Source organism: Winogradskyella arenosi (assembly GCF_003337305.1).
Lineage (GTDB): Bacteria > Bacteroidota > Bacteroidia > Flavobacteriales > Flavobacteriaceae > Winogradskyella > Winogradskyella arenosi.
In genome coordinates this window covers 849,311-864,943 of record NZ_QPJO01000001.1, presented here as the reverse complement: position 1 = coordinate 864,943, position 15,633 = coordinate 849,311, and the positions used below count along the sequence as shown (strand labels likewise).

General features: G+C 36.0%; 11 protein-coding genes. 6 read left to right on the top strand and 5 right to left on the bottom strand.

All coding sequences use genetic code 11. From position 1 onward, the window contains the following. Positions 1 to 97: 97 nt before the first annotated feature. The gene (locus tag DFQ08_RS03670) at positions 98 to 1,198 is read left to right on the top strand and encodes a DUF4407 domain-containing protein (RefSeq protein WP_114308428.1); all 1,101 of its coding nucleotides are present in this window, start codon (positions 98 to 100) and stop codon (positions 1,196 to 1,198) included. A gap of 180 nt (positions 1,199 to 1,378) precedes the next feature. Beyond that, complete coding sequence (locus DFQ08_RS03665; protein ID WP_114308427.1) at positions 1,379 to 1,849, top strand: YybH family protein; 471 nt, start codon at positions 1,379 to 1,381, stop codon at positions 1,847 to 1,849. 131 nt (positions 1,850 to 1,980) lie between these two features. On the opposite strand, the gene DFQ08_RS03660 is transcribed toward DFQ08_RS03665, so the two are convergent. From DFQ08_RS03660 to DFQ08_RS03650, 3 genes are all read right to left on the bottom strand, one after another. Further along, positions 1,981 to 2,556 (bottom strand): PhnA domain-containing protein, encoded by a 576-nt coding sequence (locus DFQ08_RS03660; protein WP_114308426.1) that lies wholly within the window; start codon positions 2,554 to 2,556, stop codon positions 1,981 to 1,983. 189 nt (positions 2,557 to 2,745) lie between these two features. Beyond that, the gene (locus DFQ08_RS03655) at positions 2,746 to 3,228 is read right to left on the bottom strand and encodes a glycosyltransferase (protein WP_114308425.1); all 483 of its coding nucleotides are present in this window, start codon (positions 3,226 to 3,228) and stop codon (positions 2,746 to 2,748) included. A 22-nt stretch (positions 3,229 to 3,250) separates the two neighbouring features. Next, entirely contained in the window at positions 3,251 to 4,429 is a 1,179-nt protein-coding gene (locus DFQ08_RS03650) for a response regulator (protein ID WP_114308424.1), read from the bottom strand. Between the two features lie 180 nt (positions 4,430 to 4,609). On the opposite strand from DFQ08_RS03650, the gene DFQ08_RS03645 reads away from it, so the two are divergent. Genes DFQ08_RS03645 through DFQ08_RS03635 form a run of 3 tightly spaced genes read left to right on the top strand, consistent with a single transcriptional unit; the run spans position 4,610 to position 10,424 of the window. Next, positions 4,610 to 7,699 carry a hypothetical protein gene (locus DFQ08_RS03645; RefSeq protein WP_114308423.1) on the top strand — a complete coding sequence of 1,030 codons (3,090 nt, stop codon included), beginning with the start codon at positions 4,610 to 4,612 and terminating at the stop codon, positions 7,697 to 7,699. Beyond that, entirely contained in the window at positions 7,699 to 8,913 is a 1,215-nt protein-coding gene (locus DFQ08_RS03640) for a hypothetical protein (RefSeq protein ID WP_114308422.1), read from the top strand. The genes DFQ08_RS03645 and DFQ08_RS03640 overlap by 1 nt, the downstream gene beginning before the upstream one ends. Then, positions 8,907 to 10,424 carry a glycoside hydrolase family 2 TIM barrel-domain containing protein gene (locus DFQ08_RS03635; RefSeq protein ID WP_114308421.1) on the top strand — a complete coding sequence of 506 codons (1,518 nt, stop codon included), beginning with the start codon at positions 8,907 to 8,909 and terminating at the stop codon, positions 10,422 to 10,424. The genes DFQ08_RS03640 and DFQ08_RS03635 overlap by 7 nt, the downstream gene beginning before the upstream one ends. A 41-nt stretch (positions 10,425 to 10,465) precedes the next feature. On the opposite strand, the gene DFQ08_RS03630 is transcribed toward DFQ08_RS03635, so the two are convergent. Beyond that, positions 10,466 to 11,683 carry a glycosyltransferase gene (locus tag DFQ08_RS03630; protein ID WP_114308420.1) on the bottom strand — a complete coding sequence of 406 codons (1,218 nt, stop codon included), beginning with the start codon at positions 11,681 to 11,683 and terminating at the stop codon, positions 10,466 to 10,468. A 108-nt stretch (positions 11,684 to 11,791) separates the two neighbouring features. Then, a complete protein-coding gene (locus DFQ08_RS03625; protein WP_114308419.1) occupies positions 11,792 to 13,054 on the bottom strand; it encodes an oligosaccharide flippase family protein in 1,263 nt (420 codons plus the stop codon). 147 nt (positions 13,055 to 13,201) lie between these two features. Between DFQ08_RS03625 and DFQ08_RS03620 the strand changes: the two genes are divergently transcribed. Next, positions 13,202 to 15,265, top strand: a complete 2,064-nt coding sequence (locus DFQ08_RS03620) for a tetratricopeptide repeat protein (RefSeq protein WP_114308668.1) — start codon at positions 13,202 to 13,204, stop codon at positions 15,263 to 15,265. The last annotated feature ends 368 nt before the right edge of the window (positions 15,266 to 15,633 follow it).

Below are 15,633 nucleotides of genomic sequence, written 5' to 3'. Positions count from 1 at the left end.
GCTTTTTTCATCTAAACATGTAACAAACCCCATGCTTTAGCGTTCTAATAGTCAATCAATCAGCCTAATTTTTAGGACAATCAAAAAACGAACACTTATGTTAAAGCAATTCTTCATCCTTTGCTCTGGCGCTGACACGGACATTTTAAAGGACTGTTCCATTGGCGAACAAAATAAATATGCTGGTATTGGAGCCACCGTTTTCTTTACCGCCGTTATGGCAAGCATTGCTGCCAGTTATGCCCTTTTCACTGTTTTTGACAATCTGTATACCTCCATTTTCTTCGGACTCATTTGGGGTTTACTCATTTTTAATTTGGATCGTTATATTGTGTCCACCATAAAAAAACGAGACAATATTACTCAAGAAATTCTTCAAGCGACTCCTCGACTATTCTTAGCACTTATTATTGCTGTGGTCATTTCAAAACCTTTAGAATTAAAGATTTTTGAAAAGGAAATTAATCAAGTGTTATTAGAACAAAAAAACGATTTAACGCTAGCCAATCAAAATCAAATTGCGGAGCAGTACCATCCTCAAATTGCAACGCTAGAGAATGAAATTTCAGGTTTAAATGCTCAAATTGAGCAGAAAGAAGCCGAAGTTAACACGTTGTACAACACTTATATTTCGGAAGCTGAAGGAACCTCTGGTACCAATCGTTTAGGCAAAGGTCCTGTATATAAAGAAAAACGAGATAAACATGATCTAGCATTAGCAGAACTACAACAATTAAAAACGAATAATGCTAGTAAAATTGAAGCGCTTAAAACTCAAATAGCAAACCTTCAGTACGATTACGCTACTCATGTAAAAACCGTCCAACCCATTATTGATAATTTTGATGGTTTAATGGCACGGATAACGGCATTAGACACTTTACCTTGGTTACCGTCATTTTTTATTTTCCTCTTGTTCTTAGCAATAGAAGCCTCACCAATCATTGCAAAATTATTAGCCCCAAAAGGAGAGTTTGATTATAAATTACAAGACTATGAAACTACCATACAAACCTGGAGCCAACAGAAAGTTGCAGAACGACAATTACTATTAACAACGGATAACGCCATTAACAATAAAGTTTACCAGGAGATTGCAGACGAAGAAGACGTTATAAACTACAAGCGAAAACAGGCAAGACAACTTATGCAAAACCAAGCCGATGCTTTTTATAAGCAACAGAAAGGTGTTTTATAGAATTGTTTAACATTTAGAGTAGACCCCTAAAGTTCATTCAAAGGGACATATTGCAACAATGAGTTATTCGCTAGTCTATTAGAGATGTTGATAAAGTGTTCTGTAACAAACTTCATAAATTAATTAAACCTTATTATCTAAATTGTTCTTATTTTAGATTGAACTAAAACATTCAATTCTATGAAATATATCATCACTTTAGCAATAGCCTTATCCTGCTTCAGTTGTATTAGCATTAAAGCAGATGTCACCAATACGGAATCTATTGAACAAAGCGAATCACAAGCCAGTGCAGAAGCCGCTATTAGATTGGTCATAGCAGAACAAGAAGTAGCTTGGAATACTCATGATTTAGAAGGTTTTATGCAAGGTTACTGGAAAAGTGAAACCCTTAAATTTTACGGAAGTAGTGGCCTCACGCAAGGTTGGAATCAAACTTTAGCTAATTATAAAAAAGGCTATCCTTCAAAAGCCGAAAGTGGAACGCTTAAATTTGAAATTAAAGACATTTCAAAAATTGAAGGGGACAATTATTGGGTGATGGGAGCTTATCACTTAAAACGAGATATCGGTGATGCCAATGGTCCATTCTTAATTATTTTTAAAAAAATAAATGGCGAATGGAAAATTATCGCAGATATGTCTTGTTAACATCAACCCATAATCATGTTAATTCCTCTAAATTCTATTCAGAAATAACCATAAAAAAAAGCCTGAATCTATTACGATTCAGGCTTTTTTTTATGGTAGAATATTCTTTCCTTTATAATAGAAAACAGGAATTAAGTTTTCTTTACATATTCGGTAATAATTACAATCTGTTGTCCATCTACACGACCTTCAATATAAGTCTCATTTTCATGATCTAATCTAATGTTTCTAACTGCCGTACCTTGCTTGGCCACCATACTAGAACCTTTTACTTTAAGATCTTTAATAAGGACCACGGAATCTCCATGCTCTAAAATAACACCGTTAACATCTCTATGAACAAGTTTATTTTCATCCTCTTCACCATCACCAGACGCTTGTGCTAACTCTAGCAAATCGTCTTCCATATACATCATTCCTAATAAATCTTGCGTCCAATCGGCATCAATACGATGTAACATTCTCCACGCCATGATTTTTACCGCATCATGTTCGCTCCACATGCTATCATTTAAACACCTCCAGTGGTTAGGATCAATGGAGTCAGCAGCGTTCATTTGTTCTATGCACGTTTTTGATGCATACAATGCTGTTTTTAATCCGTTCTCTTTTACATCTGGAACGATGTAAACAGATAAGTTTTCTTCACTTCCACTAAGCTCACATTTTGAGCCGCTGCGCTTTTGTAGTTCTCTTTCTAATGACATAATAAATATTGTATTGTGCAAATGTATCATTAATTAAGACTTTCCCTATCTTTTTTACATAAGCCTTTTAAATCCACCTCCTAAGATTAACAAACCAACGCTTACACGACATTTAAAGGCATAAAAAATCCTGCTTTTATTAAAACAGGATGAATCATTTTTAATTTTGAATAAACTTATGGGTTAAGGTTAAGCAGAGGTACTATACGAAGAAGACTTGATAATGTCTTTTAAATAGCCTACCACAGAAAAAACACGTTTAAGTAAGGTTTTTCTAACTTTTTGACGCGCTAAAGTCTCAATATGCAGCGATATGATTTGGTCTTTATGACTACAGAAATGTTCTATGGTATCAGAGAAGGTAAACCCTTGCTGTTTTAAGGCATTGGCATCTATATACCCCAAATACTTTAAATTAAATTGATTAAGCATATACCGTACTCCTGCTTTTATAGCTGCGATTTCTGAGCCTTTCTTTTTTATTTCAATAACAGACACCTTAGCCGAACAAACTTCCTTTATATCATCGAGTAGGCTTAGCGTGTTGTCCTTACTGGCATTATCCACTAGGCACAACACAGTATCTTCTAACGTTTTTATCTGATTTATACATAAGGCCGTTTCGAGCTCTGTTTCATTATTGTGCAATACAATGATAACTCCAATTTTCATAAGCTATTTTCTAGAGGTAACTTTAGACGATCTCTAAGTTTTCAGTCGATTTATTCGTTGTATTTTTTGATCTATACACCCAAGCAATTTGCGCTAACTGACCTACAATTTTTACAGAATCCTTCATGGATAATTTAGAACCATCAGCATGAATCCATCGCTTTAAAGGTTGTTCACACAACATCGCTTTAGCTTTTTTCAATCCGAAGTGAACACTCATGCGTTTAAAAATTTCAACATCAAAAATCCATTGGGTCACAAACTTTTCTCCAAACGCAATTTCAATAACGTCCTTACTAAATATTTTAGCGCCACACTGGGTGTCTTTAAAATCCATTTTTAAAATCTTACGGATTATAAAGTTAATGGTTAGACTTATTATTTTTCGAGCCGATTCTTTAGTAATATTAGCTCCCATTCTAGAGATTCTAGAACCACTAACAATTTTAAAATCTGAATTTTCAATCGTTTTTACTAAGTCATCAAAATCTGATAAATCGGTAGATAAATCGGCATCTAAAAACCCAATATAATCCAAGTCTTCTTTTTGAGCCATATGAAGCATTCCTAAACGTACTGCTTCAGCTTTTCCTCCGTTTTTCTCACAATTATACACGGTAATAAAATCTTCTCTACCTTTTTGCAACTTGTATAATAATTCTAAGGTATTATCCTTACTCCCATCATTTACAAAACACAAATGGTAACCAGTATGCTTGTCTATATAGCTAATAAACTCGTCACTAAATAAACGCTTTTCTTCATTATAACATGGAATAACAACACCTACACATCGTTCTTGGATCATTACATCATTATGAGCCACGGTATGTTGGGTTTCTGGTGCCCCGATTAAGCGCTTAACACGCGCACTAATTTCATTAAGGCTTAGAGGTTTTTTCATATAATCATTAATCCCTAATTCAAAGCCTTCTGTAATGGTTTCATCACGGGTGTTGCCAGACAATACCATAATTGGGGTTTGCGCATTTTTGGTAAGTCTAATATGTTTTACAAAGTCGAGTCCAGATAATCCCGGCATATTTATATCTACAATGACTAAATCGGGTTGAAAAGCTTCATATAGTTCTAACCCTTTAGTGGCATCGGTTTCGATTTCTACCTCATAACCTAACTCTACTAATCGTTTTTGTAAAGGAAGTAATACTAACTGCTGGTCATCTATGGCTAAAACTTTCATAATAAACTGTTTTTTGTATTATTGATAGTTCAAAAGTACAGGAGTAAAGGGTTAAAAATTTCTTATTTAGTTTAACCTAAGGGTAAGTGTAGATGAATGGTCGTTTTCTGTAGTTCATTAAAAACTGAAGCCCTTTATAAATTATATATCTTTACCCTATTGAAATTGCTTAGGCCTTTAATGAAAGAAACCTCGAATAAATATTTAATATCTGCGCTTCTCTTAGGATTGGCTTTTCATGGTAGTTCCATCTTTTTTACCTTGGAAACAACTTACGATGCTCTGATCCATTTATTTTTTGCAGATCATTATGCTAATAGTTGGTTTGAGCCTTGGAACTACGAATGGTATACGGGATTTACCGTTCAAAGTTATCCCCCTTTAGTGCATCAGTCCATAGGGTTATTGTCTATGATTGCTGGTTTAAAGTTTGGTTTATTTAGCGTAGCTTTAATTGCCATTGTGCTATTTATTACAGGAACTTATCGGTTCTCTTTATTAATGACGGGTAATAAAACTGTAGCGGGCTATGCGACGGTTTTAGCCGTATTTTCCTCATCCTTTATTGAAACCCTTCATATTTTTGGACAGCTACCTAGTATTGTAGGCGTTTCGGTATTAATGCATGCCTTACCCGAAATTTACCTTTGGTTAAAAACCGGTAAAAAATGGTATTTAGCCACCAGCTTATCACTTATAGCAGTCACAGTAACCTCACACCATGTCACCCCTATTTTCGGAATGGTCTTTTTTATTTTTCCGCTTATAGGTATGGTTTTAATGGATGTCTCTAGAGAACAAGTGAATTCTATGAAGGAGGTCACGTTTAAACGCTTCCTCAACAGTTTCTTAAAACTTTTTAAGCGTATTGTTAGTTTTGGCTTGTTGTCGTTAATCTTAATCGTGGGCTGTATTTTCCCGTATTGGCTAAACTCTAAAGCCAACCCCATTACCCAAGTCCCAATTCCGCATGGTTCTCGCGATAATTTCCTTGAAATCACCTCTTCTGGTTTGGTTTTCTTTTTAATTCCTTGGGGTATTTTACTGGTATTACTCCCTTATATATTTTACAGATATTACAGTAAACGTTATTTGTTTTTTGGGCTGTCCGTTACTATTTGTACGGTTTTAGGAACGGGAGGCACAACCCCTATACCTTTGAAAATGTTAGGCGAAACTGCGTTTAATATTTTAACCTTAGACCGCTTTACTCTTTGGGCATCTATTTTATCTATTCCTTTAATGGGGGAATTTGCTTATCGTTTTGTGGAAGGTGATTTAAAGGTTTTAATTCAAACAAAATTTGGAGCTGTCTATCATAGAATTATTGGTGGACTCTTAGCCGGACTCATGGTATTTATGGTTATTTTCACCATGAGCCTTAACTACTTTAGACCCTCACAACCTCAAAAAATTAAGATGTTACCTATTGTGAATTTCCTCAATCAGGATGATCATGATAAATGGCGATTTTTAACTCTTGGCTTTGGCGACCAAATGGCATGGCTAAGTGCCCAAACCAATGCTTTAACCGTAGATGGAAATTACCATTCTGCACGACGACTCCCCGAATTAACCACAAGACCTATAGAACGATTAGAAAATTCTAAATTTAAAGGTGTTGCCGGTATTGGATCCTTACAACAGTTTTTAACCACTCCAGAAAAGTACAATCTGAAATACATTTTTTCTAACGATAAGTTTTACGACCCTATCCTTTACTTCTGTGGATGGCAACGCCTTAGACAATTAGAAAATGGGATTATGGTTTGGGAACGCTTAAACATACCACCTATTTCATCTATTTTACCCAAGGACGATGTGGCCCAATGGCTAAAGATCCATTGGGGAATTATGCCATTTTTAACCATGTTAGTCGCTTTTATACTTAACATACAAATGCTCTGGGTGAACATGTTAAAAACACGCTTTAAACCTATTCCTGATTTTTTAAAATATCATTGTTCTTACGAGTCCTTTAGCAGGAACGTATTAAGAATTACACATCTGTGGGCTTTATTTTTAGCCCTCGTTGTGGGTTATGGGATGTATTTATTTTACTTAAAAAACGACACCCAACGTAGTCCTGAAAATGCAATAATAGCTTATTATGATGCTTTAGATTTTAAAGAATTTGAAAAAGCCCACCAGCTTATAGATCCTAAAAGTCAGCTCCCTATTGCCCAGTATATGTTAGAAATTTCTGTCACCGATGGTCTATTAAGTAGCTATGCTAAAATGGATGCTATTGAAACCGAAATCACCACTTATAACGACAGCACAGTGGCTGCTAAAGTCACTACTCAATGGATTACACCTTTAGAGAAAATTGAAAAAGTAGATTATAAAACGCTTTCAAAACGCCGTGATAAATGGTATTTACAACCCGACGATTTAAATAACGATTTACCACCAGATCAACTCTACTCGGCTCACGGCACCAAATATTTTAACCAAGGAAGACGCCGCATTACTACAGAACAAACCCATCACGAGGATGTTTTAAAGCAACCCGTTTTAGAAGTACTCTCTGCCAAACTGGTGCATTATGATGGACATTATGCTATTATTGGAGAGGTTCAAAATATAGACCATGTCCCAGCTGATGTCATTTTAAAAGGGACATTGTACAACGACAATAACAAACAACTTGCCACTTACAATGCTAAATACCACATGAAGCATAAATTAATGCCTAAAGAAGTGAGTAGTTTTAGAATCAATTTTGAAGGCATAGCTTGGTCTAAAACACAAGATTCGATTCCAGATACTTTTAATCCGGATGAATTTACACCTATTGAATTTGAAGAACAACCCACAAAATTCAACCTTCAAGCCGCCGGAAACGTTTCGGGTTCTGACCTCTATAAAAGTGTTGTTTTAAGTGCTATGAGCATTGAAGACCACAGTATAAAAGGTCATTTATTTAATAGTGGTGTGCAAGAAATTACCATACCTCAGCTCTTAATCACCTATTATAATGCCGATAAAAAAATGGTTTGGGTAGATCATTTATTTGTTAAAGAAGGAATCCGACAGCAACGGAAGCAAGATTTTGAATATGAAATTTTAAACCACGGGAAGGTGAAAATTATCAACGAGGATATGAGCAATATTTTTGTAAATGGCTTACCCAATGCTGCTATTACCAGTAAGGTGGTGCCTAATAGAATAGAACATCATTCTGAGGTAGAGTTGCAAAACATAGATCATCCCGATTTTAGTTATATTAAAATAGATATTAACTCCTATATAGGAAGTCCATATTAATGCCAAACAAATACACATATCTGTTTCTTTTAGGATTGATGTTCTTATCCTCCTTTGCCCTGCTCCAAAAGCAAGAGCCTGGGAACTATGAGTACCTAAGCAAGACCACCGAGTTTGAAGTTGGAACCCCTATAGTTTTAAAATTTTCCGCACCCAATTCAGAAAAACCCTTATTGTATTGCTCTAATAGTTATGGCGCCACCCTTATTGCACCTGTTTTAACCTCTGGAGCTTTAACCTACACTATCCCTGAAAACATGAATAAAAAAATAGGGATTTTAAATTGGGAATTACGCTCCGACTTCAGCACCAATTCCGGAAGCTTAACCCTAAACCCTAAGGCCGAAGTGGGTAACATGGAGACTTATATTGGACCTCCAAGTATAGAGGCCGGTGGCACAGATTACACTATGTTAGTTATTATCCCCACCGACAGCTTGGATAATCCGGTTCCTAATAACACTCTAGTGACAGAAACGCATCAGTTTTTAGCCTCGGAAGAAGCGAATTCCATTTACACCAACAATTTTATTGCCTTCAAAAATCTTTATTCTAAAAAAGAAAGCGGACGCCTTTTAGTTGCTTCAGAATGTTTAGGCATTCACTCTAAAGAATTCACTATAAATGTGGCTGCAGCTATTCCTACAGATTTCAGCATTTCAGCCACACGCCCTCATGCTTATGCAGACGGAAACCAGATTACCACCTTTACAACATCAATTTTAAAAGATGAGCACAACAATGTGGTAAATGATGGGACCTTTGTAACTTTTTTTATCACCAACCAAGATAAGCATATCTTAAAAACCACAGGAACCACTATTGATGGGGTGGCACAGGCAAAAATTATTCATCCCGACCACGAAGCTCAATGGGAAATCAAAGCCTATGTTGAAGGCATGTCTGAAAGCCCAAGTATCGCATTAACATACCAACAGGTAATTAATGATTTTGAGGTTGCATTTTCAGATAAAAACAGAACTATTAACGTTGGTCCATTACAAAGTTTTATGGGACAAATGATTCCAGACGGACTCCACGTTACCCTGCATATTTACAAGGACAAGACTTTAGTAAATAGCATTGTAAAAACCAGCTTCAATGGTTATGTGCACTTCAATTTAAACCCTGCTATTTACACGAGCGGTCATTATAATTTCAGCATAGAAACGGCTGGAAAATCAAAAGAATTCAACACCAAAAAACTATGGTAAGTCTTAATAAAAACATATTACGTGCCATATTAATTCTCTCATACATCATGGTTATCGCCTTTATTCTCTCTGGTGTTAGCGCCTTATTTAGTTATTTAAATACAGGAGCAGACCGCAGCACAATGCTACATACCGAAATTCAAAATGTAGAACAATATCAACCAAAACTCACATGGCAACCTTTACAAAATGAAGGTCGACCAATGGATGAGGAAAATTTAAAGGCTTTAGAAAACGATTATCTCGATGCTTGGTACGTAAAACAAATGGCCTATAAAACAAATACCACGGCAGGCATCAAAGATTATTACACCGATAATGCCAGAAAAAACCTCTATGATTTTATAACCCTTAATAAAGCTAAAAATATCACTGTAGAGGCGACCACACTTCACCATAACCCGACTTTAGAATTTTTTAGTGAAGATGGACAATTAGCCATCCTAACCGATAGGCATGTCGTAGAATACAAACACCTTTTTAAAGCGAAACAATTGGTTTTGGAAACTACGGAAACCTCAACTTATAAAATTGTGCTTTTATTGGAAGATGGATTTTGGCGGATTCGGCATATGGTGAAAGAGGAAAATGCACAGTATAATTTTGAAAAGGCAAGGATAAGCACCGACAGTTTAAATATTAAAGGGATCAATTACTACCCACAAGCCACGCCATGGGATATGTTTGGGGATCAATTTTCAACAGAAATCTTATCTAAAGATTTTAAAATCATTAAAAATGCCGGCTTAAATGCCATACGTATTTTTATACCTTATGAAGATTTTGGGAAGGCCAATGTGCGGCCTGAAAAGCTTCATAAACTAAAACAAACCTTAGATATTGCCCAGGCTGAAGCTTTAAATGTTGTAGTGACGCTATTCGATTTTTATGGTGATTATTCGGTGATGGATTGGACCTTAAACCAACGGCACGCAGAAACGATTGTATCGGCATTTAAAGATCATAAGGCCATTATAGCTTGGGATATAAAAAACGAACCCAATTTGGATTTTGAATCGCGCGGAAAAGCAAACGTAATGGCTTGGTTAGATCAGATGATTCATTTGGTAAAATCTATAGATACGGTTCGCCCAGTAACCATTGGTTGGTCTAACGCCGAAAGTGCCCCTTTATTAATGGATAAAGTCGATTTCATATCCTTTCATTATTACGAAGATTTAGAACAATTTGAAGCAGCTGTAAAGACCTTAAAATCGAAAGTACCTAGTAAACCTTTAGTTCTTCAAGAATTTGGTTTAACCTCCTATTCTGGATTTTGGAAACCTTTTGGAGCTTCTGAAGAAGACCAAGCAAATTATCACAAAAAAATCCAAGAACTTATCGCAATCAACAATCTGCAATTTATGTCTTGGACCCTATATGACTTTACATATATACCAAAGGAAGTTGTAGGTCGCCTCCCTTGGCGTAAAAATGCTCAGAAGCATTTTGGGTTTATTGATAAAAATGGAACAAAAAAGGAAGCGTTTAATTATATCACTCACGAATAGGTTCAACCCTTAAAGTCGCCCTATTCTGAGCTTATAGGTTTTTATTTATTACAAGAGTTTAAAACCATGGCCGTAGCGCCTTTTCTCTTCTTTATAATCTCAGTAAACGTTTCTAAATACATATCGGTTATTTTAGACATTGGGTGTGCTGTAGCAGCCTCATAATTAATTCTAGAAAGTTTAACTCTATAAGCGTTATCCGTAACTATGTTTTCTATAGCAGCGGCTAAACTCTCTACACTTGTTGGGTTAAAGAACTCACCTCTGTACCCTTCATCTTGTACCAATAAGGCTAAATCCCCTAAATCTGGCATAACTACCGCTTTCCCGTAACTTCCTGCTTGGTGTAAAACCCCTGAACTTCCTGTAGTTGAGGTGTAAGGAAAAACGACCACAGCACTTTCATTAAACAAGGTTGGCACTTCACTTTCTTCAACATAACCCGTAAATCGTACTTGAGGAACATGTTTATAATCAGCTTGCACCTTAGCCAAATATCCAGGAACATTAGGGTTATCCGTACCAGCAATCACCACCTCTAAATCCATGCCCGTTTTAGCTCTCACCATTTCTACAGCTTCAATCATACCTTCGACCTTTTTATAGGTTCCAAATTTCCCAAAGGTCATAATTTGCATAGGCCCTTTTGGTAGATTATAATTTGGTTTTTCTGCAATTTCAAAGGTTCCGTGTGGGATTAATTTAACATTAGGAGCTAAGTATTTTACTTCTAAAGTATTCACGTATTTCTGCATAGTTACAGCTACCGTATCCGCTTTCAAAATCAATTTTGTTAAGCTTGTTCCTATAAAACCGTATAGCTTTTGCAACAGTTTATTCGATGTAAAACCAGCACTTCCTAAATCGACTTCTTCAAGAATATTATGCAATAACACAATATTTGGTATCTTTTTTAACTTACACACTAAAGGCAACATTAAGCCTAGAGCTGCAGCGACTTTTTTATCTCCAAACTTCATAAACTGTAAATTGAACAATACTGCATCAGGAGCTGTAGCGTTTATGGCTTTGGTAACTGAAATTATATTTTTATAATTATTAAAAGACCAGCATTCTTTTACCGTAATCTTACAGCCGTCTTCACTAAACATAATGTCTTTAGCACCTTCAGTTTTATCCGTTAATAGAATTAATTCTGAAATCGCTTCCTTTTGTCTAAAGTGCTTCACTAAATGATAAGCATACTCGTTTAAGGTGACTTTACTTGGTGGATATGCGGTTACTATTGCTAGTTTCATAATTGCTGTATTTTAAATGTCTTAATTAATTATAGTGCTAATTTCAGATTTTCTTCCTCTAAAAATCAACACTTTCGTTGGAACAACCTTTACTGTAGACGAATGGAATTATTCTTTAGATAAAGCTTTTTTATGTGTTGCTATCTCAATTCTAAAAAAGACTAACTGTATGATTAACAGCAAGGTCATCGCCACAATTTGCATGTGTACCACTTGCTCTAAACTATCGTGAAAAAAGATCACCAGTCCCATTTGCAACATTCCGAAGACCCCAGAGATTACCACCGGAACATACTTATCTAAAGAGAGGTAATAGTAAGCGAAGATGTTAGAAATCGCAAACATAGAAGTGGCAATGGCGTATTTCCATAACAAGGGTGCCATGGCAATATACTGTTCTCCAAAAAGGATTTTAATGATCAACTCTGGAAACGATAAACAGGTTAACACAATCACAATGGAAATGCCTGCAATGTAGCCCACATACTTAAACAGCACTGAAGCCGTTTCTTTGCCTTCCTTTTTTAAGGCGACCACAGAGGGCAATAATAACATTACAAACATCCAAGCTAGGAAATATACAATCCGACCTATTAAGGCCAAAGAGGCATATAACCCCGCTTCATAAGACTCAAAATAATGTTTAACGAGTAAGATATCACTATTGTTAATGATAATTTGTGTGAGTTCGTAGAATGCTGTTAACAAAAAGAAATTCTTTATGTGTTTCTTGTCAATTGAGGCTAATTCATGAGACGCTTTAAAGCTGATATGGTCCGTTTTAAATGGAAACATTCCAAAAATGAAGGACAACGCAATACCTGTAGCAATGATTGCAGAAGATTGAAGATTAAATAAAAAGATAAGGCCTAAGGTAATGAGCAACCGGCTCAGCATTTCGCCCTGATAGGTTATCGATAAAAATTTATAAGCTTTTTTTCCTTGAAAAGCCCCTCTGTTTACACTCATTAAAAAATAAAGCGGTACACCACAACCAAAAATGACAAACATTGAAGAGGATGAGGTGTTAAAAACAACTTTTAATTGAGGAGCAAACACAATGATTAAAACGCCTAAAACAAGCCCTATTACAAAAGCCTGTTTATAAATTTTAGAAATAAAGGTTTTAAACAAAGTATGCTCAAAAAGTACAGAGAATTTGGCCGTAACCAACTGAAAGGTCATCGCCACAAACGACAGGACTAACAGTAGTGTTATAAGAACCGCAGCATCTGCAAATTCTGCCGGTCCTAAGACACGTCCTAAGATAAGGTTGTATAAATAGTTGCCACCATTTACTGTTAATACACTTAACATAAACAACTGCTCTGGTGTTACCTTTCTCGATTTTAAGACCGCTAATAATTGCATCATTTGTATAGGTATTCGTTTAAATCTGACACAAATATCTTATGTAATTCCGTGTATGTTAGCTATATTTCGACGGATGACTGCTTGCTGTAGATGAATGGAGGACTTATGTGCCGTAACTTGCAAATAGAAAATAATACGAATATTATGACTTTAAAATCACGGATTACTTTAGCATTCTTATGTCTTGTTTTTGGTATTTCAGCACAAAATATGCAAGAAGGATTTACCTACTTAGAAACCGGTAAATATGCTAAAGCAGAGGGCTTTTTTCAAGAGGTCTTAAAAGAGCATCCGACCAACAAAACAGCACGCCTGTGTTATGGTAGAGCTATTGGCCTTAATGGAAATTCTGAAGCCGCAAATACCTTATTTACAAACTTACTTGCCGATTACCCTAATGATTTTGAAGTAAAATTAAATTATGCCGAATCCCTATTATGGAATAACAACTTTAGCGAAGCCAAAACCTACTATAAAGGTTTAGTCAAAGAAGAGCCAAAAAGTTTTGCCGCTTTATTGGGGTTTGCCAATACACTGTCTAATTTAAAAACCTATGAAGAGGCTTTAGAAATGGTAAACAAAGCCTTAGAGGTTTCACCTGGTAACCCTAACGCTCTAACCTCTAAAAAATATATTTACTTGGGCTATGCCTACCAAAACCAGCAAGCACAACAGTACGAAAAAGCGGAAGCCTTACTGCTTACAAACTTAGAACTGTTTGAAGATGATAAAGACAGCTTATTAAATTTAGCCAACCTTTACCTTATCTGGAACCAGCTAGACCGAGCTGAATCTACATACCATAAACTGGCACAACAGCCCGATCATAATACCATAGCTTTAAACGGCGTGGCATTAGTGGCGCACCTAAACGGAAAAGAAAATAAGGCTTTAGAACTGAGCACAACAGCCTACAGCAGTTTATCCTCAACCGCGACACCTATCGTTGTGCAACAAACTACAGAACGTTATGCACAAGCCTTAATTTGGAATAAAAAATTCACTGCTGCCAAAAGCTTAATCGATAGCTTAATAACAAAACATCCAAAGCAAAACTGGGTGCTCGCGTTGCGTGCCACACTTAATATCTATAAAAGTAATTTTAAAGCAAGCTTAAACGATTACAACCAAATCTTAGTAAACGACAGCACTTCTTTTGATGGGAATCTCGGGAAAGCGAATGCCTTAAAAGCTTTGGGCCAAACCGAGGGCGCCTATACCGCTGCAGAAAATACCTTAACCTTTTACGACGAACAAAAAGATGCGGTGAACTTTATTAAACAATTAGACCAGAGCTTTACGCCTACCCTAGAATCTAAAGTGGCTCATACCTTTGATAATGGAGATAACCAAGCCTTCTCATTTGATCAGAGTGTTAATGTTCCGCTCTCTACAAAATTAGCCTTATTAGGAAACTACAACTACCGAACCACAAAAAATACGGTGACCGACAACTCGGCAACATCTAACAATCTTTCTTTAGGAGTTTCTTATAAACTGATTCCGAGTATCACTTTTAAAGGAACCGCAGGACTCTCTTCTGCCAAAGCTGAATCTGCTAATTATACACAACTCTTAACTGATATTTCCTTCGGAATTAAATCTTTTAAATTACAGTCATTAGAAGTGGGTTACAAAAGACAGATTGAAAGTTTTAATGCCGATTTGCTAGACCGAGAGATTGTACAGAATAATTATTATGCGAATTATAATTTGGCTACTAATTTTAACTTAGGATGGTTTACCCAGTTAATGTATACCTCACAAAATGATGGGAACAGCAGACAACTTCTATTCACCTCATTATACTATAATTTGCTTCCAAAACCTTCATTAAAAGCGGGTATAAATTACCAACACATTACTTTTGAAGACCAAGTGCCTAGCATCTATTTTAGTCCTGAAAAATTTAATGCAGTTGAACTTTTTGTTAATATCATTAAAGATGAAGCAGCAGCAAAACCTAAAACCTGGTTTTACAATGCCACCGCAGCTTTTGGTTATCAATTTATTGAAGACGACCCCAAGCAGAGCACCTACCGATTACAAGGTGCATTTGGATATCGATTTTCAGAACGTAGTTTACTAAATGTTTATGGGACCCGTAGTAATATTGCCTCTGCAACAGCAGCTGGATTTACCTTTACAGAAATAGGATTACGTTTTAAATGGATGTTTTTAAAGAAGAAACTGTTTCAAAGAGACTAACACCGAGTTCAAATAATTTTAAAACTTTACCTCACCCTTACGGGAAGCTAATTATAGCTTCCCGTTTTTATTTTGTAGAAAACGGCTTGCTTCATATTTACCCTAAACGTCACTTTAGCTTAAGCCATAACAAACGATACGCTGTTTTAGCTCTAAGTGATCAGGACATTGTAGTACTCTAAGTCCTTCAGAAACCAAAGTGCTTTAATGATCAACCAATATGTAGAGAAGTTAAAAGCTTAAAATTTCCGTCAGAAACTCATTCCATAACGCTCTAAGGGTTTCAATAGGGATAACATTTATAGTGTTTACATCCCTTCTCAACCTTTAAACACTCCTAATGAGCATCGTCTGCAGCTGTACACGTT